This is a genomic window from Amycolatopsis sp. NBRC 101858, assembly GCF_030269325.1.
GTDB lineage: Bacteria > Actinomycetota > Actinomycetes > Mycobacteriales > Pseudonocardiaceae > Amycolatopsis > Amycolatopsis ponsaeliensis.
In genome coordinates this window covers 2,096,769-2,120,713 of the sequence record NZ_BSTD01000001.1, presented here as the reverse complement: position 1 = coordinate 2,120,713, position 23,945 = coordinate 2,096,769, and the positions used below count along the sequence as shown (strand labels likewise).

Sequence of the window (23,945 nt, the reverse complement as noted above, 5' to 3'; positions counted from 1 at the left end):
TGAATCCCTTCACAGATACCCTCGCTGAGGACGGCTTACTGCAGGTAGCCGCCCGTGCACGATTGTGCGGACGAGATGCCCGTTTGTCACTCAGTTCCGTGAAATTGGGTATACGCGTGGGTGATTTTCCCGGGAAGTCGATCTTCAATTGGTGACTGGTTAACACCTATTACTCGACCGGTGGGCCGTTCAGCCCAGCGCGAGGGCCAGCAACCGGTCGGCCGGGCCGTTGAACCAGTTCTGGTCGCCGGGCAGGGAACCGCGGTCGGCGAACTGCCAGATCGTGTGGATGCTCCAGCCGGCGGGCAGCTCGCCGATAAACGTGTTGTAGCGGGCGATCCACAACGGATTCCCGCCGAAACCACCGTTGTTCGCGGTGCAGCGCTTCCACCAGCTCGTCGACGTGTAGATCGTCGGGTAGCGGCCGGTGGCCGCGCGGTAGGTCTCGGAAAAGTCGCTGATCCAGCGGACCATCCCGGCGGCGTCCTTGCCGTAACAGGTTTCGCCGTACGGGTTGTACTCCGCGTCGAGCGCGCCGGGCAGGGTCCGGCCGTCGGCCGACCAGCCGCCGCCGTGGGCGAGGAAGTACCGCGCCTGCGACGCGCCGTCGGAGACGTCCGGCCGGGCGAAGTGGTAGGCGCCGCGGATCAGGCCGGCGGCGTAGGAACCGTTGTACTGCTGGGCGAACTGCGGGTTGACGAACCCGGTGCCCTCGGTCGCCTTGACGTAGACGAACTTCGCGCCCGTCCGCGCGGCGCCGGGCCAGTCGACCGGGCCCTGGTGGCCGCTGACGTCGTGCCCGAGCTGCTGGTCGTCGGTCGCGTACTGCACGCCGGGCGCGGCGTCGATGCCTTCGACCTTCGCGATCTGCGAACCGGCGAAGTGGTCTTCGGCGCCCGCGTAGATGTCGTCGGCCCGCGCCGGAGCCTGGCCGGCGACGAGCAGGACGGCGGCGGCAAAGGGAAGCAGTAGACGACGGTTCACCCTCATGCTCCCCACCGGTCTCGTGAGTCTTGTCCAGCCTCACGATGCACCCGAGTCGCCGATCCGGCGACTCGGGTGGTCACTCGATGGGGTTAAACCCGCAGGTCAGCGCGCTTCGTCGGCCAGCGCCTTGAGGAGATGCTCGGCCGGGACGACGGCCGTGATCAGGTCGTGCGGGTTGATCGCGACGGGGTGCCCGCCGAGCAGGCTGACGATGTCGCGGCCGACCACGGCGCGGGCGTGCGGCCACTCGCGTGGCACCAGTGCCTTGCGGGTGTAGGCCGGCACCATGACCCGGCCGTCGGTGTTGTGGAAGCCGATCACGGTGCGCTGCACCGGCGACATCGCGTAGACGAACAGCGTCGAGTCGAGGACGACCTTCGGCAGGTCCGAAGGCGGCCGGTGCTCGGTGCGGACGAGCTGCAGCAGCTGCTCGAGGTCGTTCGACGGCTCCGGGAAGCCGAGCGCCTTGGGCGAGGGCCGGTAGCGATCGTTGGGGTGGAAGTCGGCGACGACGTCGCCCGCGCCGTTCACCGGGTAGGCCCCGACGACCGCCCACGACGGCACCGGGCCGTTCGGGTCGAAGGCCTCGTCGATGACGTAGAGCCAGCTGTCCGGGTTGGCGCGGGCGTTCGCCCGCATCTCCGCGGTGATCTCGGGTGTGCCGTGCTTGCCGGAGCGCCTGGCCTGCTGGCCGCCGCGCCGCGCGGCCCGGTTGTGCTTGCTGTGCTTGCCGGGGCGATCGGGCCCGCTTCCGGTGGGCTGCTGCGAAACCATCCGATCCGCCTCGTCCCGCTGCGCCATCTCATCCCCACGTTCTCGGGTGTGCCTGAAAACTCTTGGTGCGCCACTCTACTGTTTGCCCATGGCCTCTTCGCGTTCGGTCGACCCCGGACAGTTACGTGCGGCGGTGCTGGCGATTTCCGCGTGGCTGCAAGGCGACGCACCCGATCCGGCGCGACCGGAGCTGGCCGCGGCGGTCCGGCTCAGCCTGCGCGCGCTCGCGGCCGACGCGCCGGGCCGCACGGTCGAGGTCCGCGTGCCGCCGTTCGCGGCGGTGCAGTGCGTGGACGGCCCGCGGCACACGCGCGGCACACCGCCGAACGTGATCGAGACCGACCCGCGCACGTGGCTGGAACTGGCCACCGGCCGGCTGGACTGGACCACGGCGGTGGCGGACGGCCGGGTGTCCGCGTCGGGCACCCGGGCCGACCTTTCCCACTGGCTCCCCATCGTCCGCCTGTGACGGACAGGGTGCCTACGGCTTGCGGCCGACGCCGCCGGAGATGGTCCGCTGCGCGACGTTGAGCTCCTTGAGGCGCGGGCCGTCCGGCCACCAGTCGGCGCACAGCGTCACGCCGGGGTCGACCATTTCGAGGCCGGGGAACAGCCCCTCGATCTCCTTCTGCGTCCGGAACGTGCCGGACCCCATCGGGCTGTGCAGGAAGAAGTCCTCCATGCGGCGCGCGGTCGCGGAGTCCTCGTTCTCCGGGTCGGAGAAGTGGCTGAGCCCGACGAAGGAGCCGGACGGCAGCGCGTCGACGTACTCCCGCATGATCTCGGCCGGCCGGTCGGGGTCGCCCTTGAAGTGGTGCAGGGTGCCCATCTGCAGCAGCACGAGCGGCTGCGTGAAGTCGATGTGCTCGCGGACGACCTCGTTCTGGAGGATCCGCTGCGGCTCGAAGATGTCCTCCGCGACGAAGTGCGTGTGCTCGTTCTCTTCCAGCAGCGCGCGGCCGTGGGCGAGGACGACGGGGTCGTTGTCGACGTAGACGACCCGGGTCTCCGGGTTGATCCGCTGGACGACCTGGTGGGTGTTCTCGGCGGTCGGGAGGCCGGAGCCGAGGTCGAGGAACTGCGTGATGCCGGTCTGGCTGGCGAGGAACCGGCAGGCCCGGATGAGGAAACCGCGGTTTTCGAACGCGAGGTCCTGCGCCTCCGGCGCGGCCTGCTGCACCTTGTGCAGGACCTCCCGGTCGATCTCGTAGTTGTCCTTCCCGAGCAGGAAGGCGTCGTACACGCGCGCGATGCTCGCTCGGGTCGGGTCGACCCCCACGGGAACTCGTTCGGTCCGGGTCGCGGCGTCGGGCATCTTGAACCTCGCAAGTTCTGTGTCGAAAGTCTCGTACTCTACGTAGAGTAGGCCGACGCGCGCATGGGGTAAACCGGGTCACCTCTTTGCGCAGGACGGGTTAACGTGTACTTTCGGTAGTCGGGCTAGAACCCCCTGGTGACGTGAGCGCGGAAGGTCCGGTAATGAACGCGGTGAACGCGTCCGCAGGAGAACAGAACATCGGCCCCACTGCGCGCCGCATGATCCTGGGCTCGCAGCTGAGGCGGCTCCGTGAAGAGGCCGGCATCACCCGCCAGCAGGCCGGGTACAACATCCGCGGGTCCGAGTCGAAGATCAGCCGCCTGGAACTGGGCCGGGTCGGCTTCAAGGAACGCGACGTCACCGACCTGCTGACGATGTACGGCGTCGAGGACTCGACCGAGCGCCAGACGTTCCTCGACATGGTCAAGCAGTCGAACGAGCCGGGCTGGTGGCGGCGCTTCGGCGACACGATGCCGAACTGGTTCACCGACCTCGTCGGCCTCGAAGAAGCCGCCGCGCGAATCCAGATCTGGGAGCCGCTGTACGTCTCGGGGCTGCTGCAGATCGAGGGGTACGCGCGAGCGATCTTCAGCCACGGCCGCCCGGAGATGGCCGACGAGCGCGTCGACCAGCTGGTCGCGCTGCGCATGCGGCGGCAGAAGATGTTCAGCAGGCCGGACGCGCCCCGGGTGTGGATGGTGCTCGACGAGTCCGTCCTGCACCGGCCGATCGGCGGGATGAAGGTGCTCAAGCAGCAGATCGAATACCTGCTGGAGATGAGCGCGCTGCCGCACGTGTCGGTGCAGATACTCCCGTTCTCCCGCAGTGGGCTGTCCGCCGAGCACGCGTTCTCGCTGCTGCGGTTCGGCGAACCGGAACTGCCGAACATCGCCTACGTCGAGTACCTGACCGGCGCGCACTACATCGAGAAGCGCGAAGAAATCGAGAAGTACAGCCGCTCGCTCGACATGCTGGCCGTCGACGCCGAGACGCCGGAGCGGAGCCGCGCCCTGCTGGCGAAGCGGCGCGCGGAGATCTGAGAACGTCCCTGGTGAACCGGCTCGCCGGCGCCGACGTGTGTCCGGTGAGTGGTCACCGTCGGTTTCCGCGGTCCGTCAGTGGCTCTCGACGATGCCCCGATGAGCGGTAACTACTCGTAGTTGTTAACCCATTAGGGGCCCTAAGGATCACCCGTTAGGTTAACCGTGACCTGGTGATCTCTTACCGTCCGAGAACTTTGCAAGAAATTCTGCACGTGCATTTACCGTTGCAGGCACACGTGCTAGCCTCCGATACGCGGGCAAATGCACATGCAGATGCGCTGCCCGGAAGCTTTTCCGCATCGAGAGGTGGGACCATGGCTGAGCGATTCGAGAACGGCATCCCGGCCGATCGGCTGTCCGGGGCCGCATGGCGCAAGGCAAGCTACAGCGGTTCGGTCGGCAACTGCGTCGAGGTCGCACCGCTGGCCACCGGCGAGATCGCGATGCGCAACTCGCGTTTCCCGACCGGCCCGGCGCTCGTCTACACGCGCGCGGAGATGGCGGCCTTCCTGGCCGGCGCCAAGGACGGCGAGTTCGACGATGTCCTCGGCTGAGGCCGTCGCCCCCGTCTTCGACATCGAAACCGGACTGCAGGAACTGGTGGCTCGCGGCTACCAGTTCGTCCACCCCGCCGACGAGCGCGGTGAAGTGCTCGCCGTCGTCGGCGTGCGAGTGCACGACGACGTGGTGGACGTGGTCCGGCTCAACGCCGAAGACGACGTCGAGGCGACCCGGATGCCCGGCACCGAAGAGAACATCTTCGAACCGGAGCGCTGGTTGTGGCGCCGCCGCGGTGAAGGCGCCCAGGTGCTCACGGAGATCCTCGCGCTGCCGGATGCTTGCTAGGCAGGAAGACTTCAGGCCCTGTCCGAAGTGGTCAGTACCACGTCGGGCGGGGCCTGACTCATGTCCGCACCGTCTACACTGAAACCGGCCTGACCACGTCTTCCCAGGAGCTCCTCGGTGGTTTCCGACCCGCAAGTCGTGTCCGACCAGCCCGAACCGGAACCCCGTGAGGAGTGTGGCGTCTTCGGCGTCTGGGCTCCCGGGGAAGAAGTCGCGAAGCTGACCTACTACGGCCTCTACGCCCTGCAGCACCGGGGCCAGGAGGCCGCCGGCATCTCCGTCTCCGATGGCTCGCAGATCGTGGTCTTCAAGGACCTCGGCCTGGTCAGCCAGGTGTTCGACGAGCAGATCCTGCAGTCGCTGCAGGGGCACATCGCCGTCGGGCACTGCCGGTACTCGACCACCGGCGCCACGATCTGGGAGAACGCCCAGCCGATCTTCCGCACCACGGAGACCGGCAGCGGCCTTTCCTTCGCGCACAACGGCAACCTCGTCAACACGGCGGAGCTGCGCGAGCGCACCATCGCCGCCGGGCTCAAGCCGCACGCGGGCCTGACCGGCTCGTCGAGCGACTCGGACCTGGTCTGCGGCCTGCTCGCGGCGAACGCCGCCGACAAGGGCATCGAAGCCGCCGCGATGGAGCTGCTGCCCACGCTCAAGGGCGCCTTCTGCCTGGTCTTCGCCGACGAGAACACGCTCTACGCGGCGCGTGACCCGCACGGCGTGCACCCGCTCGTGCTCGGCCGGCTCGAGCGCGGCTGGGTCGTCTCGAGCGAGACGGCGGGCCTCGACATCGTCGGCGCGTCCTTCGTCCGCGAGGTCGAGCCCGGCGAGCTCATCGCCATCGACGCCGAAGGCCTGCGCTCCTCCCGGTTCGCGAGCCCGGACCCCAAGGGCTGCGTCTTCGAGTACGTCTACCTCGCCCGCCCCGACACCACGATCGCCGGCCGCGGCGTGCACGCCACCCGCGTCGAGATCGGCCGCCGCCTGGCGCACGAGCAGCCGGTCGAGGCCGACCTGGTGATGCCGGTGCCGGAGTCCGGCACGCCGGCCGCCATCGGCTACGCCCAGGGCTCCGGCATCCCGTACGGCACCGGCCTGGTGAAGAACGCCTACGTCGGGCGCACGTTCATCCAGCCGTCGCAGACCATCCGCCAGCTGGGCATCCGGCTCAAGCTGAACCCGCTGCGCGACGTCATCCGCGGCAAGCGCCTGGTCGTGGTGGACGACTCCATCGTCCGCGGCAACACCCAGCGCGCCCTCGTCCGGATGCTGCGGGAGGCCGGCGCGCTCGAGGTGCACGTCCGGATCGCGTCGCCGCCCGTGCGCTGGCCGTGCTTCTACGGCATCGACTTCGCGTCGCGGGCCGAGCTCGTCGCGAACGGCGTCGACCTCGACGGCATCCGGCGCTCGATCGGGGCCGACTCGCTGGGCTACATTTCCCTGGACGGCCTGGTCGCGGCCACGGAGCAGCCGAAGTCGCGGCTGTGCACGGCGTGCTTCTCCGGCGAGTACCCGATCCCGCTGCCGGAGGACGCGCTGATCGGGAAGCACCTGCTCGAAAGCCTCGACTCGGTCAATGGCGCGGCAACCCCGGTCAGCTCCGCCGGGTACGGTGCCGAAGACGCCGTCCGGCGTCCCTAAGCAGTTCCTTCCAGTAGGGAGTCCTTCCACCGTGAGCGAGTCCACGAGCGCCACGTACGCAGCCGCCGGCGTCAGCATCGACGCCGGCGACCAGGCCGTCGAGCTGCTCAAACCGCACGCCGAGCGGGCCACGCGCCCCGAGGTGATGGGTGGCGTCGGCGGTTTCGCCGGGCTCTTCTCCCTGAAGCTCGACAAGTGGAAGGAGCCGGTGCTCGCGTCCTCGACCGACGGCGTCGGCACCAAGATCGCGGTCGCGCAGGCGCTGGACAAGCACGACACGGTCGGCATCGACCTGGTCGCCATGGTCGTCGACGACCTCGTCGTGACCGGCGCCGAGCCGCTGTTCCTGCAGGACTACATCGCCGTCGGCAAGGTGCACCCGGAGAAGATCGCCGCGCTGGTCGGCGGCATCGCCGAAGGCTGCGTCCAGGCCGGCTGCGCGCTGCTGGGCGGCGAGACCGCCGAGCACCCCGGCCTGATGGGCGAGCACGACTACGACATGTCGGCCACCGGCGTCGGCGTCGTCGAGGCGTCCCAGCTGCTTTCGCCGGAGAAGGTCCGCCCGGGCGACGTCGTGCTCGCGCTCGGCTCGTCGGGCCTGCACTCGAACGGCTATTCCCTGGCCCGGCACGTGCTGCTGGACATCGCGCGGATGCCGCTCGGCGGGCACGTCGAGGAGTTCGGCCGCACCCTCGGCGAGGAGCTGCTGGAGCCGACGCGGATCTACGCCAAGGACTGCCTCGCGCTCGCGGCCGAGACCGAGGTCCGGACGTTCGCGCACATCACCGGCGGTGGCCTGGAGGCGAACCTGGCGCGCGTCATGCCGCGTGGCCTGGTCGCCCGGCTCGAGCGCGGTACCTGGTCGCCGGCGCCGGTGTTCGCGCTGATCGGCCAGCGCGGCAAGGTCGAGCTGGCCGAGCTGGAGAAGACGTTCAACATGGGTGTCGGCATGGTCGCGATCGTCGGCGCCGAGGACGTCGACCGGGCGCTGGCCATGCTGACCGCGCGGCACCTGCCGGCGTGGGTGCTGGGCGACGTCCAGCCCGCCGAAGACGTCGACGGCCCGCGCGCCGTGCTTTCGGGCGACCACCCGCGGTTCTGAAACGCGGTTGATCGCGGCTGTCACACTGGTGTCATGGCAGCCGGAGACGTGGTGATCGGCTCCCGGTTCACGATCCCGGGAGCCGAGCTGAACGAACGCTTTTCGCGGTCGTCCGGCCCGGGCGGCCAGGGCGTCAACACCACGGATTCGCGGGTCGAGCTGTCCTTCGACGTCGCCGGTTCGCCGTCGATCCCGGACCACCTGCGGGACCGGGTGCTGGCCGGGCTCGGCGCCCGGCTGGTCGACGGCGTCCTGACGATCGCGGCGAGCGAACACCGCTCCCAGCTGCAGAACCGTGAAGCCGCGCGCGGACGCCTGGCGAACCTGCTGCTCGACGCGTCGGCCCCGCCGCCGGCCAAGCGGCGCCCCACGAAGCCGTCTCGCGGTTCGAAGGAGCGCCGCCTGGCGTCGAAGAAGCGCCGGAGCGACGTGAAGCGTGGCCGCTCCGGCCGCTTGAACGATTAGCTCATCGAGAGGTGCACGCACTCCCCGGCCGGCCGGTAGCCGACGCGGGCGTAGACGTTGCCGATCCCCAGGTCACCCGGGGTGAGGAACGCGGTGTGCGCGCCGGCCTCGTGGACTTCGCGAGTGAGGTGCGCGGTGAGCGCTGCGGCGATCCCGCGCCCCCGGTACGCCTCGAGCACGGCGATTCCGGCGACCTCGGTGGTGCCGTCGACGATGTCGAGCGCGACCCCGCCGCCGACGACCACGCCGTCGGCTTCCGCGAGGACGTGCCGTCCGGTGGTCTTCAGCCGGTCGACCTCGGCGTCGCCGATCTCCGGTGCCTCGCCGAACGCGATGTTCTGCGCGGCTCGCATGCGCCGGAAGTCTTCGTCGGACTCCGGTGCGCGCAGCCGGATTCCCACCGGAGCCGTCCGGTCGACCCGGTCGGCTGGCGTGCAGGTCATCAGCGGCACCCGCCGCTCGAGCCCGTACCCCGCGCCGACCAGGAGTTTCTCCAGGTCGGGGGCGGCGTCGGTGAAGTACTCCAGCCGCGGGAGCAGGCCCCGCCGCCGGTACGCCGCGGTCAGCGCGTCGATCTCGGCCGCCGACGGCCGCGCGCCGTCGTCCGGGATCGCGTAGTTGAGCATCGGATGCTGAGTGTCCGGTGAGTAGGTGGCCAGGAACGGCCCGATCCGCTCGGTCTCGCGGCCGCGAGGCGCCGTCGTGCGGACATACGTCTGGATGGCAGACATTGCTGGTGGAAGCCCTTTCGAGAGCACGTCAAGGAACCGCAGCTCAGTGCGGGTGGTTCGCTGGGCGTCGGGCCTAGCGGAGGCCGACGCCGGGGGCGGCGCCAGGCATAGGCGGTCATTCCTTGACTCGAAAGGGACTCTTACCCACCATTTTCGCATGGTGGGCAACCGGTTTACTGCCGGTCGGGGTGCGCGATGGCCGCGTACCGCGTGTCCCAGACCGAGCGCGGGACCCGCATCCGGAGCGTCGGGGCCTCGCAGACCGTCCGGCGTTGCGCCGGGATGACCACCGGCACCGGTGGTGGCGGGTCGAGGGCCCGCCAGCCGCGGCGGCTCAGTGCCGCGCCGAGCGTCGCGCCGGCCGTGTTCAGCAGGACGTCGTCGGTCGAGGTCACCCGGCCGGTGTGGATCAGATATTGCGTACCTTCCACCAGCACGGATGCGACCAGCGCGGCCAGCGCGATCCGCAGCAGGGTGCGCAGGCGGCGCATCCTCAAGGGCAGCAACGCGCCGAGCGGGCACAGCAGCAGGACGTTGCCGATCACCTGCCAGAGTGATCCGTCGTCGCCGAAGGCCGCGGTGATGTCGGCGCCGGGAACGAGGTCGAGCGTGCTCTCGCCGGACGTGCCGACGGGCATCGTGACCAGGCACAACACCAGGAATGCGACGAGGAACGCGGCGCTGTCGACGCCGGCTGTCGCGGTCGCGTACCGGGCGGGAAGTCTTCGGCGGCGACGCGCGGCGAGCAGTGGCCAGCCGAGCAGCGCGTACGGCAGTGCGATGGCCGAAACCGGAATCATCCCCCAGAAGGCGCGCAGCAGGGCTTCCATGCGCCTCCCTTCTCGAACCCCTCAAGAAACTTCGATGCGCGTTGGCCCTCCCAAGATCACCTTCGCATCACGAGATCTACTCGGCAGTCCGAGCGGACCGCACTATTCGGTGATCTTTCCGGTGGCGCGACGAAGGTTCCCGTGGTTCGGTCGGGAGGCGCACCGTCCACAGTGGAGCCTGTGGACAACCCTGTGGATGAATTCGGGGAGTTTGTGAGGAAGCCTTACTTCACAACGTAAACCCGCGATGCGAGCCTGTGTACTACTCGGCCAGCCGCCGGGCCTGCTCGAGGAGGTTCTGCAGGTGCAGACCACGGCGGACGTCGCAGGGGTGCGTCGTGGTGCCGCTGGCGATCATCGCCGCGAAGTCGTCCAGCAGCGCGGTGTAGGACTCCTGCGCCGAGCCCGGTTTGCGCCCGAGTGTCCGATAACCGTGCTGCCCCCAGACGGCGACCTCGACGACGGTCGGCTGCACCGGCAGCCGCAGCGACAGCGTCGCGGTGCTGACCACGCCGTTCTCGTGCGCCAGCATCAGGTGCCACAGGTCGCCCGGGCTCTGCCGGGCCGCCACGACCTCGGTGATCGGGCCGAGCGCGGCGTCCAGCATGTCGAGCGCGTGCGGGCCGATGTCGAACAGCGCGCCGCCGTCGTCCTGCCGCCACTCCGACGCCGCGTACTGGCCGCCGAGCAGGGCGCCGGACAGCCAGCGCGCGCCGCCCCCGGCCCAGCCGCCCGCCTGCGCGAGGCCGGCGAGCCACTCCTGGGTCTGCGCCGAATACCGCAAGGTCAGCACGACGAGCGCGGCGACGTCAGCGGCCGCGACAGCGTCGGCCAGCCGTCGCGCCCCGGCGAGGTCGGCGGCGATCGGCTTCTCGAGGATCAGGTGCTTCCCGGCTTCGGCCGCGCGCACGCCCAGTTCGGCCTGGATCGATGGCGGAACCGCCAGCGCGACCGCGTCGACCTGCTCGAACAGCTCCTCGACGCTGCTCGCAGTGGCCGCGCAGTGCGTGTCCGCAAGCGTTTGCGCGGCCTCGGGCCGCCGGGCCCAGACCGCGGTCAGCGCCGTGCCGGGGTGATCCGCCAGGCCGGGCGCGTGGATGGTCGTCGCCCAGGGGCCGGCGCCGATCAGGCCGACACGCAGCTGTCCGTCCGCGATGAGCTGTCCCACGGCCCGCAGTCTAGGTGTGTCGCTCGTCGCGCCGGAACCGCGTCCGCCGCTGGTTATGGTTCTTGCATGATCGCCGCGCGCTTCGCCCGTTTCTCCGCTGTCTGTGCCTTGCTGCTGGGCGCCTGCCTCGCCGGGGCCGCGCCCGCGTCGGCGACGGGGAGCGCGGGCTCCTGCGCCGAGGGCGGCGGGGTCACGGTGGTCGTCGACTTCGGCGACCTGGGCCCGCAGCCCCTGATCCGCTGCGCCTCCGGCGCGCCCGCGAACGGCATCGCGGCCCTGCAGGAGGCCGGCGTCGACGTCGCCGGTTCGCAGAAGTACGGCCTGGCCGTGGCCTGCCGGATCGACGGCAAGCCGGGTCCGGACGTCGAATCGTGCGCGGGGATGCCGTCGGCGACGGCGTACTGGAGCTACTGGCACGCCTCGGCGGGCGGCCAGTGGGAGTCGAGCCAGGAGGGTGCGCAGACGGCCAAGCCGATCGCGAACGGGTTCGAGGGCTGGGCGTTCGCGCGGCCCAAGTCGGCGAACGACCTGCCGACGCCGCCGAAGGTGGCTCCGGTGCGTCAGACCGCTTCGCCGGCTCCCGCTCCGGCGAGTGAAGGCAGTTCGTTCCCGTGGGGCCTGGTCATCGGCGCCGTCGTGATCGTGGTGGTCGCCGGCGCCGGGATCGTCGTCGCCCGTCGCCGGCGTGCGCAGTAGGGCGCTGCACCCCGGCGCCTGGTGGGTCTGGGCGCTCGCGCTGGCCGTCGCGGCGAGCCGGACGACGAACCCGCTGCTGCTCGGCCTGGTCATCGCCGTCGCGGGGTTCGTCGTCGCGAACTGCCGGAGTGACGCGCCGTGGGCGCTGGCGTTCCGGCTGTACGCGTACGTCGGCGCGCTGATCGTCGCGTCCCGCGTGCTGTTCCGGATCCTGGTCGGCGGCGAGGACGGCGGCCACGTGCTCCTCGCGCTGCCGCGGATCCCGCTGACCGCCGGGTTGTCGCTGCTCGGGCCGACGTCGGCCGAAGCGCTGCTCGGCGGGTTCTACGACGGCCTGCGCCTGGCGACGATGGTCGTCTGCGTCGGTGCGGCGAACGCCCTGGCGAACCCGAAACGCCTGCTCAAGGCGGTTCCCGGGGCATTGTACGAGGTGGGTACGGCGGTCACGGTCGCGCTGACGGTGGCGCCGCAGCTTGTCGAGAGCGTGCAGCGCGTGCGGCGGGCCCGGCGGCTGCGGGCGGGGCGGACTCGCGGGCTGCGGGCGGTGAAGGGCATCGTGGTGCCGGTGCTGGAGGACGCGATGGACCGGTCGCTGCGGCTCGCGGCCGCGATGGACTCCCGGGGCTACGGGCGCCGGGCGTACCTGAGCCCCGGGGTGCGGGTGCTGATCGCTTCCTGCGTCCTGTTCGGGCTGGTCGGCGTGTGCGTCGGCGTCTACGGGGTGCTCGACGGGACGTCGTCGTGGCTCGGTGTGCCGCTGCTGGCCGTGGGACTGGCGGTGGCCGTCGTGGGGTTCGTCGTCGGCGGACGGCGCGTGCGGCGGACGGCGTACCGGCCAGACCCGTGGCGGTGGCCGGAGACGGTGGTCGTGCTCGCCGGGATCGTGTCGTGCGTTTCGCTCTTCGTTTCCGCTCAGGTCGATCCGGCGAACCTGTACCCGTCGTTGAGCCCGTTGCGGTGGCCGGAGGTTTCCTTGGTCCACGTGGTGTCCCTGCTCGTCGCGGTGGTGCCCGCGTTCGTGGCGCCCGCTTCGAGGGAGGTGACGCGGTGATCGAGTTCTCGCGGGTCACGGTGACCTACCCGGACGCGGCGCGGCCGGTGCTTTCGGACGTCTCGCTGCTGGTCGAGGAGGGTGAGCTGTGCCTGGTCGCGGGGCCCACCGGGGCCGGCAAGTCGACTTTTCTCGGGGCGATCAACGGGCTCGTCCCGCACTTCACGGGCGGTCGCCTGGCCGGCCGGGTGCTGGTGGGCGGGCTGGACACCGCGGCTCATCCGCCGCGCGAGCTGGCTTCGGTCGTCGGGGTCGTCGGGCAGGACCCGCTGTCGGGGTTCGTGACCGACACCGTCGAGGAGGAGCTGGCGTACGCGATGGAGCAGCTCGCGGTGGCGCCGGACGTCATGCGCAAGCGCGTCGAGGAAACCCTTGACCTGCTGGGGATCGCGGAGCTGCGCAACCGTCCACTTCGGACTCTGTCGGGCGGGCAGCAGCAGCGCGTGGCGATCGGTTCGGTGCTGACGACGCACCCTTCGGTCGTGGTGCTCGACGAACCGACGTCGGCGCTGGACCCGACGGCGGCCGAGGACGTGCTGGCGGCGATCACCCGGCTGGTGCACGACCTCGGGACGACGGTGGTCGTCGCGGAGCACCGAATGGAGCGGGTGGCGCAGTACGCGGACCGGGTGCTGTACGTGCCGGGAGACGGTTCGGTGCGGTCCGGACCGCCGTCGGAGATCTTGGCGACGTCGTCGATCGCGCCGCCGATCGCCGAGCTCGGGCGGCTGGCGGGGTGGTCGCCGCTGCCGTTGTCGGTGCGGGACGCTCGCCGGGTCGCGGGGCCGCTGCGGACCCGGCTCTCACTCGTCGATCGAAAATTGTCGGTGGTGGGTTCTACTCTCTCGGTGACCGGTCGAGCACTGGACGTGAGAGAGGTGGTGGTCCGATACGGCGATGTCCTGGCGGTGCGCGGGGTGGACCTGCGCGTCGGGCAGGGGGAAGTGGTCGCGCTGATGGGACGCAACGGCTCCGGCAAGTCGTCGCTTCTCTGGGCGGTGCAGGGCAGCGGGCCGAGGTTGGCGGGGAAGGTCGACGTCGGCGGCGAGGATCCTGCGTCGCTCAAGCCACGAGTGGCCCGTCAGCGCGTCGGGCTGGTCCCGCAGACCCCGGCCGACCTGCTGTACCTCGATTCGGTGGACGCCGAGTGCGCACAGGCCGACACCGAATCGGAGGTCCAGGCAGGCACGGCCCGGGCCTTGCTGGACCGGCTCGCCCCCGGGATCGCCGGTGAAGCGCACCCCGGCGATCTCTCGGAAGGCCAGCGGCTGGCGCTGGTGCTGGCGATCCAGCTGGCATCGGCCCCACCGGTCGTGCTGCTCGACGAGCCCACCCGCGGCCTGGACTACCACGCGAAGAGGCGTTTCGCGGAGACCCTGCGAGAGCTGGCCTCGCAGGGCCACGCGGTGCTGCTGGCCACCCATGACGTCGAGTTCGTGGCCACGGTGGCCCACCGCGTGGTGGTCATGGCCGAGGGTGAGGTGGTCGCGGACGGCCCGACGAAGGAGGTGATCGTCGCGTCGCCGGCGTTCGCCCCGCAGGTGGCCAAGGTCCTGGCACCGGAGCAATGGCTGACGGTGGACGAGGTCGCGGAAGCGCTGGCATGAGGAGCGAGGCGGAGGGAGGGGGCGGGCGGGGGGCCGGGAGGCGCGAGCTGCGGCTCACCCCGGCGGCGGTGTGCGACCTGGCCGGCGTGGAGCTGTCTTGCGCGCCGGCCCGGCCTTGGGCTGCCGCGTGCGCGGCGCGCTCTCGGAGGTGCTGGCATGACTGACTTCCTCAACCCGCCACCCCGCGCGGTCCGCGTCGCCCTCCGGCCCGCGCTGGTCCTCGGCATCGCGAGCGTCCTCGGCCTCGCCATGTTCTGCTGGCCCCTGCTCGCGCACCCCGCGCCGAGCGAAGCCGCGCACACCGCCGATGCCCCGTTCGTGTTCATGGCGACCCTGCCGGTGCTGATCCTCGTCGTCCTCGCCGAACTCTCGCGTGGGGGCATCGATGCCAAAGCGCTCGCCCTGCTCGGTGTGCTCTCGGCGGTCAACGCCGGGCTGCGGCCGCTCGGGGCCGGGACCGGGGGTATCGAGCTGGTCTTCTTCCTGCTCGTGCTCGCCGGGCGGGTGTTCGGGCCCGGCTTCGGGTTCGTGCTCGGTTCGACTTCGCTCTTCACCAGCGCTCTGCTCACCGCCGGCGTCGGGCCGTGGCTGCCGTTTCAGATGCTTGCGTCCTCGCTCATCGGGCTCGGTGCCGGGCTGCTGCCGCGGAAACCGCGTGGTAAGGCGGAAATCGCCATGCTCGTGGCATACGGCGTCTTCGCGGCCTACTTCTTCGGGCTCCTCATGAGCCTGTGGTCGTGGCCGTTCCTCGCCGGGACGAGCGTCGGCGCCACCGCGGGGCTCGGGTTCGTCCCCGGTGCGCCGCTGCCGGACAACCTTCACCGGTTCGCCGTCTTCACCGTCCTGACGTCGACCCTCGGCTGGGACACCGGCCGCGCGATCACCAACGCCGTCGCGATCGTGCTGCTGGGGCCCGCCGTCCTGGCGGTGCTGCGGCGTGCCGCCAGGCGGGCGGCCTTCGATGCGCCCGTGAGCTTCGATCAGACCAGCGTGTCGTAGATGTCCACCAGCTCGGAGAAGCGGGCGGCGTCCGGGACGTGGCTCGTGTCGAGGTCGAACACGCGGAACCGGTTGCCAGGCGTGGCCGCGTCGGCCTCGCGGATCATGCGGTCCTGCAGCTCCAGCGGGACGATCCGGTCACGCAGGTGCCGGACGTACACCCGCGGCACCCGACCCCACCGGGCGTGGTCGCCGCGGGCGGGGGTCGCGCCCTTGCCGAGGAGGTCGTCCGGGGCCATCGAGTTGAGGAACGAGTAGAACTCGGCGTCCGTGCCTTCCGCCAAGAAGGCCTCCTTCGCCGCCTTGAGCAGGTTCGGGTCGGCCGTGCGCCAGTTGAACCGGACCGCGCCGATCACCGACGGGTCCGCGGCGACGAAGCCCAGCAGGTCGCCGACCCGGGACGCCGCCGCCTCCGGGGTGGCCATGTACTCGTCCGGGGTGGCCAGGTCGACGCAGCAGAACGCCGTGTCGTAGACGAGGAGGTCGATCAGGTCCGGTACCGCGTCCGCGACCAGGCTGACCATCGCGCCGCCGATGCTGGCGCCGACCAGCACCACCGGGCCGTGCGCCGCCGCGCGGCGGACCACCTCGACCGTCGCCGCCACCTGGTCGGCGACCGTGACGCCCGCCAGTGCCGACGGTTCCGTCGCGAACGCCGCGAGGTCCTGGGGGGCCTGGTAGGAGTGCCGGTACTGCTGGCCGGGCTGGTCGACGCCGACACCGCGGTGCCCGCGCAGGACCAGCTCGTTCGGCGCGGCCGAGACGCCGTTGGCGCCGGCGGCGAAGACGAACGTGGCCACGCGATGAGAGGAAGGCATTCCGCACACTAAAACGCCCGGCCGGCGAAGGTGCCGGCCGGGCGTGACGAAGATCGATCAGCCGTAGGAGTAGAAGCCCCGGCCGGTCTTCTTGCCCAGCAGGCCCGCGTCCACCATGCGCAGCAGCAGCGGCGGCGACGAGTACAGCGGCTCCTTGAACTCCGCGTACATCGAGTCCGCGATGGCCTTGATCGTGTCCAGCCCGATCAGGTCGGACAGGCGCAGCGGGCCCATCGGGTGGGCGGTGCCCAGCTCCATGCCGCGGTCGATGTCCTCCGCCGACGCGAAGCCCGACTCGATCATGCGGATGGCCGAGAGCAGGTACGGCACCAGCAGCGAGTTCACGATGAACCCGGCGCGGTCCTGCGACCGGATGACGGTCTTGCCCAGCGCCGTCGTCGCGTGGTCCTCCGCGCGGCGGGCGGTCTCCTCGCTGGTGAGCAGCGAGGGCACCAGCTCGACCAGCGGCAGCACCGGCACCGGGTTGAAGAAGTGGATGCCGACCACCTGCTGCGGCCGGCTCGTCGCCATGCCCAGCTTCATGATCGGGATCGACGACGTGTTGGACGCGAACAGCGCGTCCTCCGCCTCGACGATCTTGTCGAGCTGGCGGAAGACGTCGACCTTCGCCTGCTCCTGCTCGAGGATCGCCTCGATGACCAGTTCGCGGTCGGCGAACTCGGCGATGTCCGTCGTGAAGCGGAGCCGGCTCAGCGCCGCCTCGGCGTCTTCGGGAGAGAGCTTGCCGTTCTTGACGCCGCGTTGCAGCGACTTCTCGATCCGGGCCCGGCCGGCGTCGAGCGCCGGCTGGTTCACCTCGGTGACCACGACGTCCACTCCGGACCGCGCGTGCACCTCGGCGATGCCGGACCCCATGAGGCCCGCCCCGACGACTCCAACCCGACTTACCACCGGCTCACTCCGTTCATCGGCTTCGCAGCCCCGCGTGCCCTTGTCGACAACACCGTGGGCAGCACACAGCGCGCGAGGGCGGTCGCTGGATTGTGTCCAGCTATGCCCTCGCGCGGTTACGCGTGCTCAACGACGGTACTCGTCGTACCCGTCGTCGTACGGGTCTTGATCATCGCTATCGGAATCGGTCTCCTCGTAGTGACCACTAGAGGAACCACTCGACAGCTCGCGCTGCAAAGCATCGAAGTCGGTCTCGTGCGAGCTGTACTTGAGCTCGCGCGCCACCTTCGTCTGCTTGGCCTTAGCCCGGCCGCGCCCCATGGCTCGACCCCCTCGCACAGGGGCGGGGCGGCCGGGGGAATCGGCGGCCCCGCATCGTCTCGACAATTCTTTCCTGCTCACACCGTACCGTGTCCGGGGGGTTCGATGCGACGTGGCACGGTGTGCCGGTGGTGACAGTGTCCGCCGGACGCCGGTTACCGGCCGGTCGGTGACGATCGACGCAGGTAGGCGTGCCACGATCTACTCGTGCTCCGTCCCTTCGTGGCCTACTTGCGGGTGTACGAACCCCTGCTCGCCCTGGGCGACCCACCGGACGAACGGCTGCGTGCGGCCGTCGCGGCGGCCAAGCTGCAGCGCACCGACGCGGGGGCGCGCGAGCAGGCCATGTGGCTCAAGTCACAGGTCGCCGCGCCGAGGCGGCTGCTGCCCGCCGAACTCGCCGACGGGCGTCCCGCGCCGAGCCTGCTGACCGACGTCCTGGTGCTCGCGGCCGAGGACGTGCCGGAGGGCAAGGCCGGGCAGGGGCCGTTCGTGAGCCCGCTGGAGCTGCGGGCTCGCTCGGCCGCCGCGCTGGTCACCTTCCTGGGCGACGCGCACCCGTCGCTGAAGAACGTCGTCCTCGACGAGGGCGGCTTCACCCAGGAGACGATCCGCGCGCGGACGAAGTCGGCGATGGCGGACCTGAGCACGTCGGCGGCGCACACGCTGTCGACGACCTGGACCGTCCCGCTGCCGTGGTTCGTGCTGATCGAGCCGGACGAGCGGCGGCTGGTGCTCGGCAGCGGCCGCGACGACCCGAAGCGCGAGGTGTCCTGGCGCACCACCCTCGCCGACGCGCAGCACCGGGCGCGCGAGGCGGGCGAGCTGCTGGAGCAGACGTTCGGCGACTCCGGGCCGGGGCGCGTGCTGTACGAGACGCGGCGGTGGCTGGACAACTTCCACGCGGACTCGGTGGTCGAGCTCGACTACGGCGGGCTGGTGCAGCTGTTCGCGGACCCGATCCTCGAGGCCGACAACACGGCCGACGAGGTGCACGACATCCTGGACGCGCTGCGCTCGGGCAACGTCGAGGAGCTGGCGGAGCTGTTCTCGGACCTGCGTGAGTTCTGGGGCGACCTGGCGTCCCGCGAACGCTCGAACTGACGCCGCCGACCGGCGCGCGCGTCGTTGCTCAGCCGCGGAGTTCGGGGACCCGGACCTCGCCGACCGGGCGTCCGCCGCCCAGGACCGAGCCGTGGGCCAGACCGGCCAGCTCCGACACGTCCGCGCCCAGGTACCGCAACGCCTCGACCGCCAGCGGGGCGCACGCGCGCTTGTTGCCGTCGTCGATCTTCATGGCCACCGCGAACCCGTCCGGGAGGGCGAACGCCTGGACGCCCTCCGCGCCGCCCTTCGACAGCAGACCGTCCACGGCGGACATCAGCTCCGTGTCCTCGCGGCCCGTTCCCGCCACCAGCCACGGGTGCGCGCGCATGGCCGAGCTGACCGCCTGCGACGGGCCGGAGGAAGCCAGCGCCACCCGGCCGAACGCGCGGGCCAGGCCGGTCAGCGAAAACGCGAACAGGGGCGCGCCGCAGCCGTCGACTCCCGTGTGGGCGATCGGTTCGCCCGTCAGTTCCTCGACGGAAGAGGCGATCGCCTGCTGCAGCGGGTGGTCCGGGGCCTCGTAACCGGCGGTCGGCCAGCCGGCGCGGACGCAGGTCGTCAGCATCGCCGTGTGCTTGCCCGAACAGTTCATCATCACGCGCCGCGGCTCGGCGGCGTCGCGCATGCTCGGCACGTGCAGCGGGAAGTCCGGTGGGCACGCGAGGTCGTCTTCGCGCAGGCCGGCCGCGTCGAGCAGCTCGAGGACCCGCTTCACGTGCCCCGGCTCGCCGGAGTGCGACGCGCACGCCAGCGCGAGGTCTTCGCCCGTGAAGTCCAGGCCGGACCGGAGCATCCCGACGGCCTGCAGCGGCTTGTTCGACGAGCGCGGGAAGACCGGTGACACCACGTCGCCGAGGGCCAGGCGCGCGTCGCCTTCGGGGCCGGTGATCACCAGCGCGCCGCGGTGGACGCTTTCGACGAACCCGGAACGGACTACTTCGGCGAGGACGGGGTTCGTCACTCGCCGTGCCCGCCTTCGCTCTCCAGCAGCTCGTCCACAGTGGCCGAACCCTGCTGGTAGCGCTTCGCGATCTCCGCGTTGAACGTGTCCATCACGCCCTGGACCTCGCGCCGGAAGGACGACACCGACAGCTCTTCGCTGGCGTAGGTGTCCAAAGCGGAGGCGAGCTTCTCGTCCGTCAGGGTTTCGACGTCGGTGAGATCGGTGTCGCCGATCAGGGCCTCGGCGTGCCGGCGGTGCTCGCCGGCCCGCGACGGCTCCAGCTGCTGGTGGCGCCCGGAACCCGCGGCCGGGCCGAGCGCGTTGTCCGCGAGGATCGTGGCCAGCTGGTCGACGATGCTCGACTCGCCGCCGGAGCTGCGCCGCGCCTGCTCCGCGCGCACGATGTCGATCCGGGCGTGCAGGAGACGGCGCAGGTAGGACAGGTCCGTCTCTTCCTGCGCGGCTTCGTCGCGCCGCTCGCGCAGCACCTTCAGCGGCAGTTCACCCAGGCCGCTGAGGTACCCCGGGCCGAGCACGCGGTCGATTCGCCGCCTGCCGCCGGGCCGCACTTCGATCACAGCGCAGTTTATCCCGGTTGAGCGTGATCTCGCTGTCAGGGGCTTTTGTTCAGCCACGAAGTTGCGCCGCCGCCGCGCGGCCCGGCGCGGGCTGCTCCGACGGGACGGAGTCGGGGTCGATCGCCGCCTGGACGAGGTTGTCCTCCGAGCCGGCCAGCAGCTCCGCGCCGACCGGGGTCGACCGCTTGACCAGCGCCAACGCGATCGGCCCGAGTTCGTGGTGCTGGATCACGGTGCCGACGCGACCGACCGTCCGGCCGTCGAGCAGCACCGGGTCGCCGGGCTCCGGCCGGATTTCCGGTGAGCCGTCCAGGTGCAGCAGGAGCAGGTTGCGCGGCGGACGGCCCACATTGTGGACTTTCGACACCGTCTCCTGGCCGCGGTAGCAGCCCTTCGCGACGTGCGCGGCCGAGCCGACCCAGTTCACCTCGTGCGGGATCGTGCGCTCGTCGGTGTCCACACCCAGCCGCGGCCGCAGCGACTCGACGCGCAGCGCGTCGAACACCCAGCTGCCGGCCGCGCGGGCACCGGCGTCGGTGAGCCGCTTCCACCAGTCGAGGAGCGCGTCGCGCGGCACCGCCAGGTCGACGCTCGACCGGCCGGGCCACGGCATCCGCCGCGCGAAGCCACCGCCCGGCAGCGCCGCGACCGCGTACGGTTCCGGGCCGACTTCGGCGCCGGCCGCGCTCAGCACGCGCTCGGCGTCCGGGCCGAGCACGGTGAGCAGCGCGAATTCTTCGGTCGCGTCGCGGATGTCCACCTTGGACCAGAACTTCATGGCTTCGAGGTACTCGCGCAGCGTCTGGGGGCCGCCCTTGGGCAGCGCGCTGGTGACGCTCGTGCCCGGGTCGGTGTCGAGGTACACGGTGCCGTCGAGGTGCGCGAGGACCATGTGCGTCTCGACGCGGCCCTGGCTGTCGAGCACCAGCGCCTCGGTGCCGGTGCCCTCGGCCAGCTCGGTCACGTGCTGCGAGATCACCAGGTGCAGCCACGAAAGCCGCTCTTCCCCGGTGACGGCGATGAACTCCCGGTGCGAGCGGTCGATCACGACCACGCCGCGCGACGCCGTGCGCTGCTCCGCGAACGGGTCGCCCCAGTGCCAGGGGACGCCGCCTTCCGGGTGGTCGTCAGGCGGCGGAATGGATCCGGGCACGTCCAGCAGCGGCGAGCGGTACGGCATACCGCCCAGCCTAGGTGAGTACCGTGTCGGCATGCGCGTGCTCGTCTTCCTGGACGGAACCCCGGCCGACCCCGACACCGCCCAGATCAAGGTCGACGACCTCGGTCTGCTGCGCGGCGACGGCGTGTTCGAGACGATCCTGGTCGTCGACGGCCGGCCCCGCGAACTGCGTCCGCACCTCGAGCGGCTGGCCCGTTCGGCGGCGATGCTGGACCTCCCCGAGCCCGACCTCGGCGCGTGGGAGCGCGTCGTTTCGCTGGTGCTCGAAAGGTGGTCGGACAGCTCCGAAATGGTGCTGAAACTGGTGTACACCAGGGGTTCCGACGGCGACCCCGGCGCCGTGCCGACCGGCTTCGCGCTCGGTGCCGAGGTCTCGCCGTCGGTCCTGCGGGCCCGCGCCGAGGGCGTCGCCGTGGTCACCCTCGACCGCGGTTTCCCGCCGGACCTCGCCGAGCGCGCGCCCTGGCTGCTGCTCGGCGCGAAGCCGTTGTCGTACGCGATGAACATGGCCGCGGTGCGCGAAGCCGGCCGCCGCGGTGCCGAAGATGTGATTTTCACCGCCGCCGACGGTTCGGTGCTCGAGGGGCCGACGTCGACCGTGGTGCTGGCGAAGGGCCGGACGCTCTACACACCGCCGTCGAGCATCGGCATCCTGCCGGGCACGACGCAGGCCGCGCTGTTCCGCGGCGCGGAGAAGGCGGGCTGGGTGGTCAAGGTCGAGCCGCTGGCCGTCCGCGACCTCGTCGAGGGCGACGGCGTCTTCATGGCTTCGAGCGTGCGCAAGCTGACCCGGGTGCACACGCTGGACGGCGAGCGGCTGCCCGACTCCTCCGCGGTCTACGCCGAGCTCGTGGCGGCTTACGAGGCCGAGTACGCCTGACCCAGGCTGATCCGGACGACGGCCGGGGCGACCTCTTCGGCGCGGTAGGCGGCGATCTTGTGGTGGCCGTCGATGATCAGCTCGCGGTCGCCGTCGGCCAGCAGGACCGCGACCGGGCGGTGGCCGCTGCGGATGGCGGTCCGGTAGTAGCCGACGCGGGCTTCGTCGGACGGCGGCCAGACGTCGGTGGGGGTGAGCAGCTGGTCTTCGGGCAGCCGTTCCGGGCCGCTCACGCGGTAGTCGCCGTCGACGAGCAGGTCGAGGACCGGGCCGAGCGTGGTGGCGAGCGGGCGGCGCAGCTGGCCGGTGGCCAGCGCGATCCGCAATGACTGGGGCAGCTCCGCCCGCGCCCGCGTGTTCACGTCGAGGAAACCCGTGCCACCGCTGATCGTCACCTTCTCCACGCCTATGAGGACGGGCGACGGCGCGACATGGTTCCAGGCCTCACGCGGACGGGTGCACGGCGTGACCTGGGTCTCACTCGCGTGGCGGTACAGGACTTTCAGGACATCCGGAACCGCACCCGGGTGCCCGGCCGGGCCTGCGCGAGCGCGCTCAGCGCACCCGCCCGCACGACGGCCGCGACGGGGTAGCCGCCGGTCGTCGGGTGGTCGGCGAGGAACACCACCGGCAGCCCGCTCGGCGGCACCTGGATCGCGCCCGTGACCACGCCTTCGCTGGGCAGCTCGCCGTCGACGGCCCGGCGCAGCGGCGTCCCGTCGAGGCGCAGGCCGACGCGGTTCGACTCGGCGGTCACCGTCCACCACGCCGACAGCCCGCCGGCCGGGTCGTCGAGCCAGTCGTCGCGAGGGCCGAGCGTCACCGGCACCACGAGCTCGCCCGGTGCCGCGACGGGCACGATGACGTCCGCGCCCACCGGGATCCCGGGCTCGCCGAGCGGGAGCACGTCTCCGCTCTTCAGCGGCTCGGGCCCGATGCCGGACAGGACGTCGCGGGAGCGGCTGCCCAGTACCGGTTCGACGGCGATCCCGCCGGAAAACGCCAGGTAGCAGCGCAAGCCGGCCGCGGGCGTGCCGACCGACACCGTCTGGCCGGCCCGGACCGGGACCGGCGTGTGGGAGCCGAAGGACCGGCCGTCGACCCGGACGTCGACCGCCGGGCCGGTCACCGCCACCGTCGTGGACGCCGAGAGCCGCACCGAGAGCCCGCCGAGGAGCGCTTCGATGCCCGCGGCCCCGGACGGGTTGCCCACCAGGCGGTTCGCGAGCCGCAGCGACGGGACGTCCAGCGCGCCCGAAGGCGCCACGCCGAGGTGGGCGTAGCCGGGCCGGCCCAGGTCCTCGACCAGCGCGTACCGCCCGGGGTCGAGGACTTCCAGGGACCTCACCGGACGCGCCGGAAGCGCACGCGGTCACCCGGCGCGAACAGCGCGGGCGGATCGGCGTGCGGGTCGAACAGCGTCGCCGTCGTGTGGCCGAGCAGCCGCCAGCCACCCGGCGACTCGCGCGGGTAGACGCCGGTGAACTCGCCCGCCAGCCCCACCGACCCGGCCGGGACGCGGGTGCGCGGGGACTCCAGCCGCGGCTGCCGCAACTCCGGCGGAAGTCCGGTCAGGTAGCCGAACCCGGGCGCGAACCCGGTGAACGCGACCGTGTAGACGGCTTCGGTGTGCAGCGAGACGACGGCGTCCTCGGACACCCCGGCGTCCGCGGCGACCAGGGCGAGGTCTTCGCCGTCGTAGCGGACGTCGAGCGTGGCTTCGCGTGGCTCACCGGCGGGCGGGTGCGTCAGGTCGGCGCCGTCGAGCAGGGTCCGCACGGCCGCGACCCCGCCGATCACGAGCAGGCTCCGGGCGCCCGGGACGAGGTCGACGACGCCTTCGGGGCGGGCGGCGGACACGGTCGCGTGGGCCGCCCGCATCTGCTCGAGCGAGTCGCAGTCGAGCAGGGCGGCGTCCTCGCCGCACCGCCGCCAGCGCACAGCG

Annotated in this window: 28 protein-coding genes; 13 read left to right on the top strand and 15 right to left on the bottom strand. The window is 71.4% G+C overall.

The window, feature by feature from the left end:
- Window positions 1-189: 189 nt before the first annotated feature.
- Window positions 190-990: a lysozyme gene (locus QSK39_RS10320; RefSeq protein ID WP_285477386.1), complete on the bottom strand. Its 801-nt coding sequence runs from the start codon at window positions 988-990 to the stop codon at window positions 190-192.
- A gap of 99 nt (window positions 991-1,089) precedes the next feature.
- Window positions 1,090-1,788, bottom strand: a complete 699-nt coding sequence (locus QSK39_RS10315) for a type VII secretion system-associated protein (protein WP_285477385.1) — start codon at window positions 1,786-1,788, stop codon at window positions 1,090-1,092.
- Between the two features lie 61 nt (window positions 1,789-1,849).
- On the opposite strand from QSK39_RS10315, the gene QSK39_RS10310 reads away from it, so the two are divergent.
- Window positions 1,850-2,230, top strand: coding sequence for a sterol carrier family protein (locus QSK39_RS10310; protein ID WP_284747288.1), 381 nt, complete (start codon window positions 1,850-1,852; stop codon window positions 2,228-2,230).
- A 12-nt stretch (window positions 2,231-2,242) separates the two neighbouring features.
- Here QSK39_RS10310 and QSK39_RS10305 read toward each other — a convergent pair whose 3' ends face one another.
- On the bottom strand, window positions 2,243-3,040 hold the full coding sequence (locus QSK39_RS10305) for an SAM-dependent methyltransferase (protein WP_285477384.1): 798 nt from the start codon (window positions 3,038-3,040) through the stop codon (window positions 2,243-2,245).
- A 200-nt stretch (window positions 3,041-3,240) separates the two neighbouring features.
- Here QSK39_RS10305 and QSK39_RS10300 point away from each other — a divergent pair, with 200 nt between their 5' ends.
- The 6 genes from QSK39_RS10300 (at window position 3,241) to arfB (ending at window position 8,179) form a co-directional block, all read left to right on the top strand.
- Entirely contained in the window at window positions 3,241-4,119 is an 879-nt protein-coding gene (locus QSK39_RS10300; RefSeq protein ID WP_285477383.1) for a Sco1979 family transcriptional regulator, read from the top strand.
- 317 nt (window positions 4,120-4,436) lie between these two features.
- Window positions 4,437-4,676, top strand: coding sequence for a DUF397 domain-containing protein (locus QSK39_RS10295; RefSeq protein ID WP_285477382.1), 240 nt, complete (start codon window positions 4,437-4,439; stop codon window positions 4,674-4,676).
- Complete coding sequence (locus tag QSK39_RS10290) at window positions 4,663-4,968, top strand: hypothetical protein (protein ID WP_284747291.1); 306 nt, start codon at window positions 4,663-4,665, stop codon at window positions 4,966-4,968. The genes QSK39_RS10295 and QSK39_RS10290 overlap by 14 nt, the downstream gene beginning before the upstream one ends.
- 117 nt (window positions 4,969-5,085) lie before the next feature.
- Window positions 5,086-6,612 (top strand): amidophosphoribosyltransferase, encoded by a 1,527-nt coding sequence (gene purF / locus QSK39_RS10285; RefSeq protein ID WP_285477381.1) that lies wholly within the window; start codon window positions 5,086-5,088, stop codon window positions 6,610-6,612.
- A gap of 31 nt (window positions 6,613-6,643) precedes the next feature.
- Entirely contained in the window at window positions 6,644-7,714 is a 1,071-nt protein-coding gene (purM, locus tag QSK39_RS10280; RefSeq protein ID WP_285477380.1) for a phosphoribosylformylglycinamidine cyclo-ligase, read from the top strand.
- A 33-nt stretch (window positions 7,715-7,747) separates the two neighbouring features.
- Window positions 7,748-8,179 carry an alternative ribosome rescue aminoacyl-tRNA hydrolase ArfB gene (gene arfB / locus QSK39_RS10275; RefSeq protein WP_285477379.1) on the top strand — a complete coding sequence of 144 codons (432 nt, stop codon included), beginning with the start codon at window positions 7,748-7,750 and terminating at the stop codon, window positions 8,177-8,179.
- Here the strand turns inward: arfB and QSK39_RS10270 are convergent.
- The 3 genes from QSK39_RS10270 to QSK39_RS10260 form a co-directional block, all read right to left on the bottom strand.
- Window positions 8,176-8,910, bottom strand: a complete 735-nt coding sequence (locus tag QSK39_RS10270; RefSeq protein ID WP_285477378.1) for a GNAT family N-acetyltransferase — start codon at window positions 8,908-8,910, stop codon at window positions 8,176-8,178. The genes arfB and QSK39_RS10270 overlap by 4 nt on opposite strands.
- Before the next feature lie 173 nt (window positions 8,911-9,083).
- Entirely contained in the window at window positions 9,084-9,740 is a 657-nt protein-coding gene (locus tag QSK39_RS10265) for a VanZ family protein (RefSeq protein WP_285477377.1), read from the bottom strand.
- A gap of 262 nt (window positions 9,741-10,002) precedes the next feature.
- Window positions 10,003-10,908 carry a Gfo/Idh/MocA family protein gene (locus tag QSK39_RS10260; protein WP_285477376.1) on the bottom strand — a complete coding sequence of 302 codons (906 nt, stop codon included), beginning with the start codon at window positions 10,906-10,908 and terminating at the stop codon, window positions 10,003-10,005.
- A gap of 66 nt (window positions 10,909-10,974) precedes the next feature.
- On the opposite strand from QSK39_RS10260, the gene QSK39_RS10255 reads away from it, so the two are divergent.
- The 4 genes from QSK39_RS10255 (at window position 10,975) to QSK39_RS10240 (ending at window position 15,261) form a co-directional block, all read left to right on the top strand.
- Window positions 10,975-11,604: a hypothetical protein gene (locus tag QSK39_RS10255; RefSeq protein WP_285477375.1), complete on the top strand. Its 630-nt coding sequence runs from the start codon at window positions 10,975-10,977 to the stop codon at window positions 11,602-11,604.
- Complete coding sequence (locus QSK39_RS10250; protein ID WP_285477374.1) at window positions 11,594-12,655, top strand: CbiQ family ECF transporter T component; 1,062 nt, start codon at window positions 11,594-11,596, stop codon at window positions 12,653-12,655. Before QSK39_RS10255 ends, QSK39_RS10250 begins: the two co-directional genes overlap by 11 nt.
- Window positions 12,652-14,262 (top strand): ABC transporter ATP-binding protein, encoded by a 1,611-nt coding sequence (locus QSK39_RS10245; protein ID WP_285477373.1) that lies wholly within the window; start codon window positions 12,652-12,654, stop codon window positions 14,260-14,262. The genes QSK39_RS10250 and QSK39_RS10245 overlap by 4 nt, the downstream gene beginning before the upstream one ends.
- Before the next feature lie 156 nt (window positions 14,263-14,418).
- Window positions 14,419-15,261: an ECF transporter S component gene (locus QSK39_RS10240; protein ID WP_285477372.1), complete on the top strand. Its 843-nt coding sequence runs from the start codon at window positions 14,419-14,421 to the stop codon at window positions 15,259-15,261.
- Here QSK39_RS10240 and QSK39_RS10235 read toward each other — a convergent pair.
- The 3 genes from QSK39_RS10235 to QSK39_RS10225 form a co-directional block, all read right to left on the bottom strand.
- Entirely contained in the window at window positions 15,243-16,061 is an 819-nt protein-coding gene (locus QSK39_RS10235; protein ID WP_285477371.1) for an alpha/beta fold hydrolase, read from the bottom strand. The genes QSK39_RS10240 and QSK39_RS10235 overlap by 19 nt on opposite strands.
- Before the next feature lie 75 nt (window positions 16,062-16,136).
- Window positions 16,137-16,991 carry a 3-hydroxybutyryl-CoA dehydrogenase gene (locus QSK39_RS10230; RefSeq protein WP_285477370.1) on the bottom strand — a complete coding sequence of 285 codons (855 nt, stop codon included), beginning with the start codon at window positions 16,989-16,991 and terminating at the stop codon, window positions 16,137-16,139.
- Between the two features lie 126 nt (window positions 16,992-17,117).
- Window positions 17,118-17,312 carry a DUF3073 domain-containing protein gene (locus tag QSK39_RS10225; RefSeq protein WP_285477369.1) on the bottom strand — a complete coding sequence of 65 codons (195 nt, stop codon included), beginning with the start codon at window positions 17,310-17,312 and terminating at the stop codon, window positions 17,118-17,120.
- Window positions 17,313-17,519: 207 nt separating this feature from the next.
- Between QSK39_RS10225 and QSK39_RS10220 the strand changes: the two genes are divergently transcribed.
- Window positions 17,520-18,416: a DUF8083 family protein gene (locus QSK39_RS10220; RefSeq protein ID WP_285477368.1), complete on the top strand. Its 897-nt coding sequence runs from the start codon at window positions 17,520-17,522 to the stop codon at window positions 18,414-18,416.
- A gap of 28 nt (window positions 18,417-18,444) precedes the next feature.
- Here QSK39_RS10220 and QSK39_RS10215 read toward each other — a convergent pair whose 3' ends face one another.
- The 3 genes from QSK39_RS10215 to ygfZ are packed head-to-tail and all read right to left on the bottom strand — an operon-like array spanning window position 18,445 to window position 21,120.
- A complete protein-coding gene (locus QSK39_RS10215) occupies window positions 18,445-19,380 on the bottom strand; it encodes an asparaginase (RefSeq protein WP_285477367.1) in 936 nt (311 codons plus the stop codon).
- Entirely contained in the window at window positions 19,377-19,940 is a 564-nt protein-coding gene (locus QSK39_RS10210; RefSeq protein WP_285477366.1) for an RsiG family protein, read from the bottom strand. Before QSK39_RS10210 ends, QSK39_RS10215 begins: the two co-directional genes overlap by 4 nt.
- Before the next feature lie 49 nt (window positions 19,941-19,989).
- A complete protein-coding gene (gene ygfZ / locus QSK39_RS10205) occupies window positions 19,990-21,120 on the bottom strand; it encodes a CAF17-like 4Fe-4S cluster assembly/insertion protein YgfZ (protein WP_285477365.1) in 1,131 nt (376 codons plus the stop codon).
- A 31-nt stretch (window positions 21,121-21,151) separates the two neighbouring features.
- Between ygfZ and QSK39_RS10200 the strand changes: the two genes are divergently transcribed.
- On the top strand, window positions 21,152-22,000 hold the full coding sequence (locus QSK39_RS10200; RefSeq protein ID WP_285477364.1) for an aminodeoxychorismate lyase: 849 nt from the start codon (window positions 21,152-21,154) through the stop codon (window positions 21,998-22,000).
- Here QSK39_RS10200 and QSK39_RS10195 read toward each other — a convergent pair.
- The 3 genes from QSK39_RS10195 to QSK39_RS10185 form a co-directional block, all read right to left on the bottom strand.
- Window positions 21,979-22,404, bottom strand: coding sequence for a hypothetical protein (locus QSK39_RS10195; RefSeq protein ID WP_285477363.1), 426 nt, complete (start codon window positions 22,402-22,404; stop codon window positions 21,979-21,981). The genes QSK39_RS10200 and QSK39_RS10195 overlap by 22 nt on opposite strands.
- A 98-nt stretch (window positions 22,405-22,502) precedes the next feature.
- Window positions 22,503-23,348, bottom strand: coding sequence for a 5-oxoprolinase subunit C family protein (locus QSK39_RS10190; RefSeq protein ID WP_285477362.1), 846 nt, complete (start codon window positions 23,346-23,348; stop codon window positions 22,503-22,505).
- Entirely contained in the window at window positions 23,345-23,941 is a 597-nt protein-coding gene (locus QSK39_RS10185) for a 5-oxoprolinase subunit B family protein (RefSeq protein WP_285477361.1), read from the bottom strand. The genes QSK39_RS10190 and QSK39_RS10185 overlap by 4 nt, the downstream gene beginning before the upstream one ends.
- Window positions 23,942-23,945 lie beyond the last annotated feature (4 nt).

What these genes read in the sequence shown, in the direction of transcription:
- QSK39_RS10290 (WP_284747291.1), top strand. Translation starts at nt 4,663, where the DNA reads ATGTCCTCGGCTGAGGCCGTCGCCCCCGTCTTCGACATCGAAACCGGA.
- QSK39_RS10320 (WP_285477386.1), bottom strand. Translation starts at nt 990, where the DNA reads ATGAGGGTGAACCGTCGTCTACTGCTTCCCTTTGCCGCCGCCGTCCTG.
- QSK39_RS10315 (WP_285477385.1), bottom strand. Translation starts at nt 1,788, where the DNA reads ATGGCGCAGCGGGACGAGGCGGATCGGATGGTTTCGCAGCAGCCCACC.
- QSK39_RS10255 (WP_285477375.1), top strand. Translation starts at nt 10,975, where the DNA reads ATGATCGCCGCGCGCTTCGCCCGTTTCTCCGCTGTCTGTGCCTTGCTG.
- QSK39_RS10295 (WP_285477382.1), top strand. Translation starts at nt 4,437, where the DNA reads ATGGCTGAGCGATTCGAGAACGGCATCCCGGCCGATCGGCTGTCCGGG.
- QSK39_RS10225 (WP_285477369.1), bottom strand. Translation starts at nt 17,312, where the DNA reads ATGGGGCGCGGCCGGGCTAAGGCCAAGCAGACGAAGGTGGCGCGCGAG.
- ygfZ (WP_285477365.1), bottom strand. Translation starts at nt 21,120, where the DNA reads ATGCCGTACCGCTCGCCGCTGCTGGACGTGCCCGGATCCATTCCGCCG.
- QSK39_RS10200 (WP_285477364.1), top strand. Translation starts at nt 21,152, where the DNA reads ATGCGCGTGCTCGTCTTCCTGGACGGAACCCCGGCCGACCCCGACACC.
- QSK39_RS10300 (WP_285477383.1), top strand. Translation starts at nt 3,241, where the DNA reads ATGAACGCGGTGAACGCGTCCGCAGGAGAACAGAACATCGGCCCCACT.
- QSK39_RS10240 (WP_285477372.1), top strand. Translation starts at nt 14,419, where the DNA reads ATGACTGACTTCCTCAACCCGCCACCCCGCGCGGTCCGCGTCGCCCTC.
- QSK39_RS10310 (WP_284747288.1), top strand. Translation starts at nt 1,850, where the DNA reads ATGGCCTCTTCGCGTTCGGTCGACCCCGGACAGTTACGTGCGGCGGTG.
- QSK39_RS10265 (WP_285477377.1), bottom strand. Translation starts at nt 9,740, where the DNA reads ATGGAAGCCCTGCTGCGCGCCTTCTGGGGGATGATTCCGGTTTCGGCC.
- QSK39_RS10270 (WP_285477378.1), bottom strand. Translation starts at nt 8,910, where the DNA reads ATGTCTGCCATCCAGACGTATGTCCGCACGACGGCGCCTCGCGGCCGC.
- arfB (WP_285477379.1), top strand. Translation starts at nt 7,748, where the DNA reads ATGGCAGCCGGAGACGTGGTGATCGGCTCCCGGTTCACGATCCCGGGA.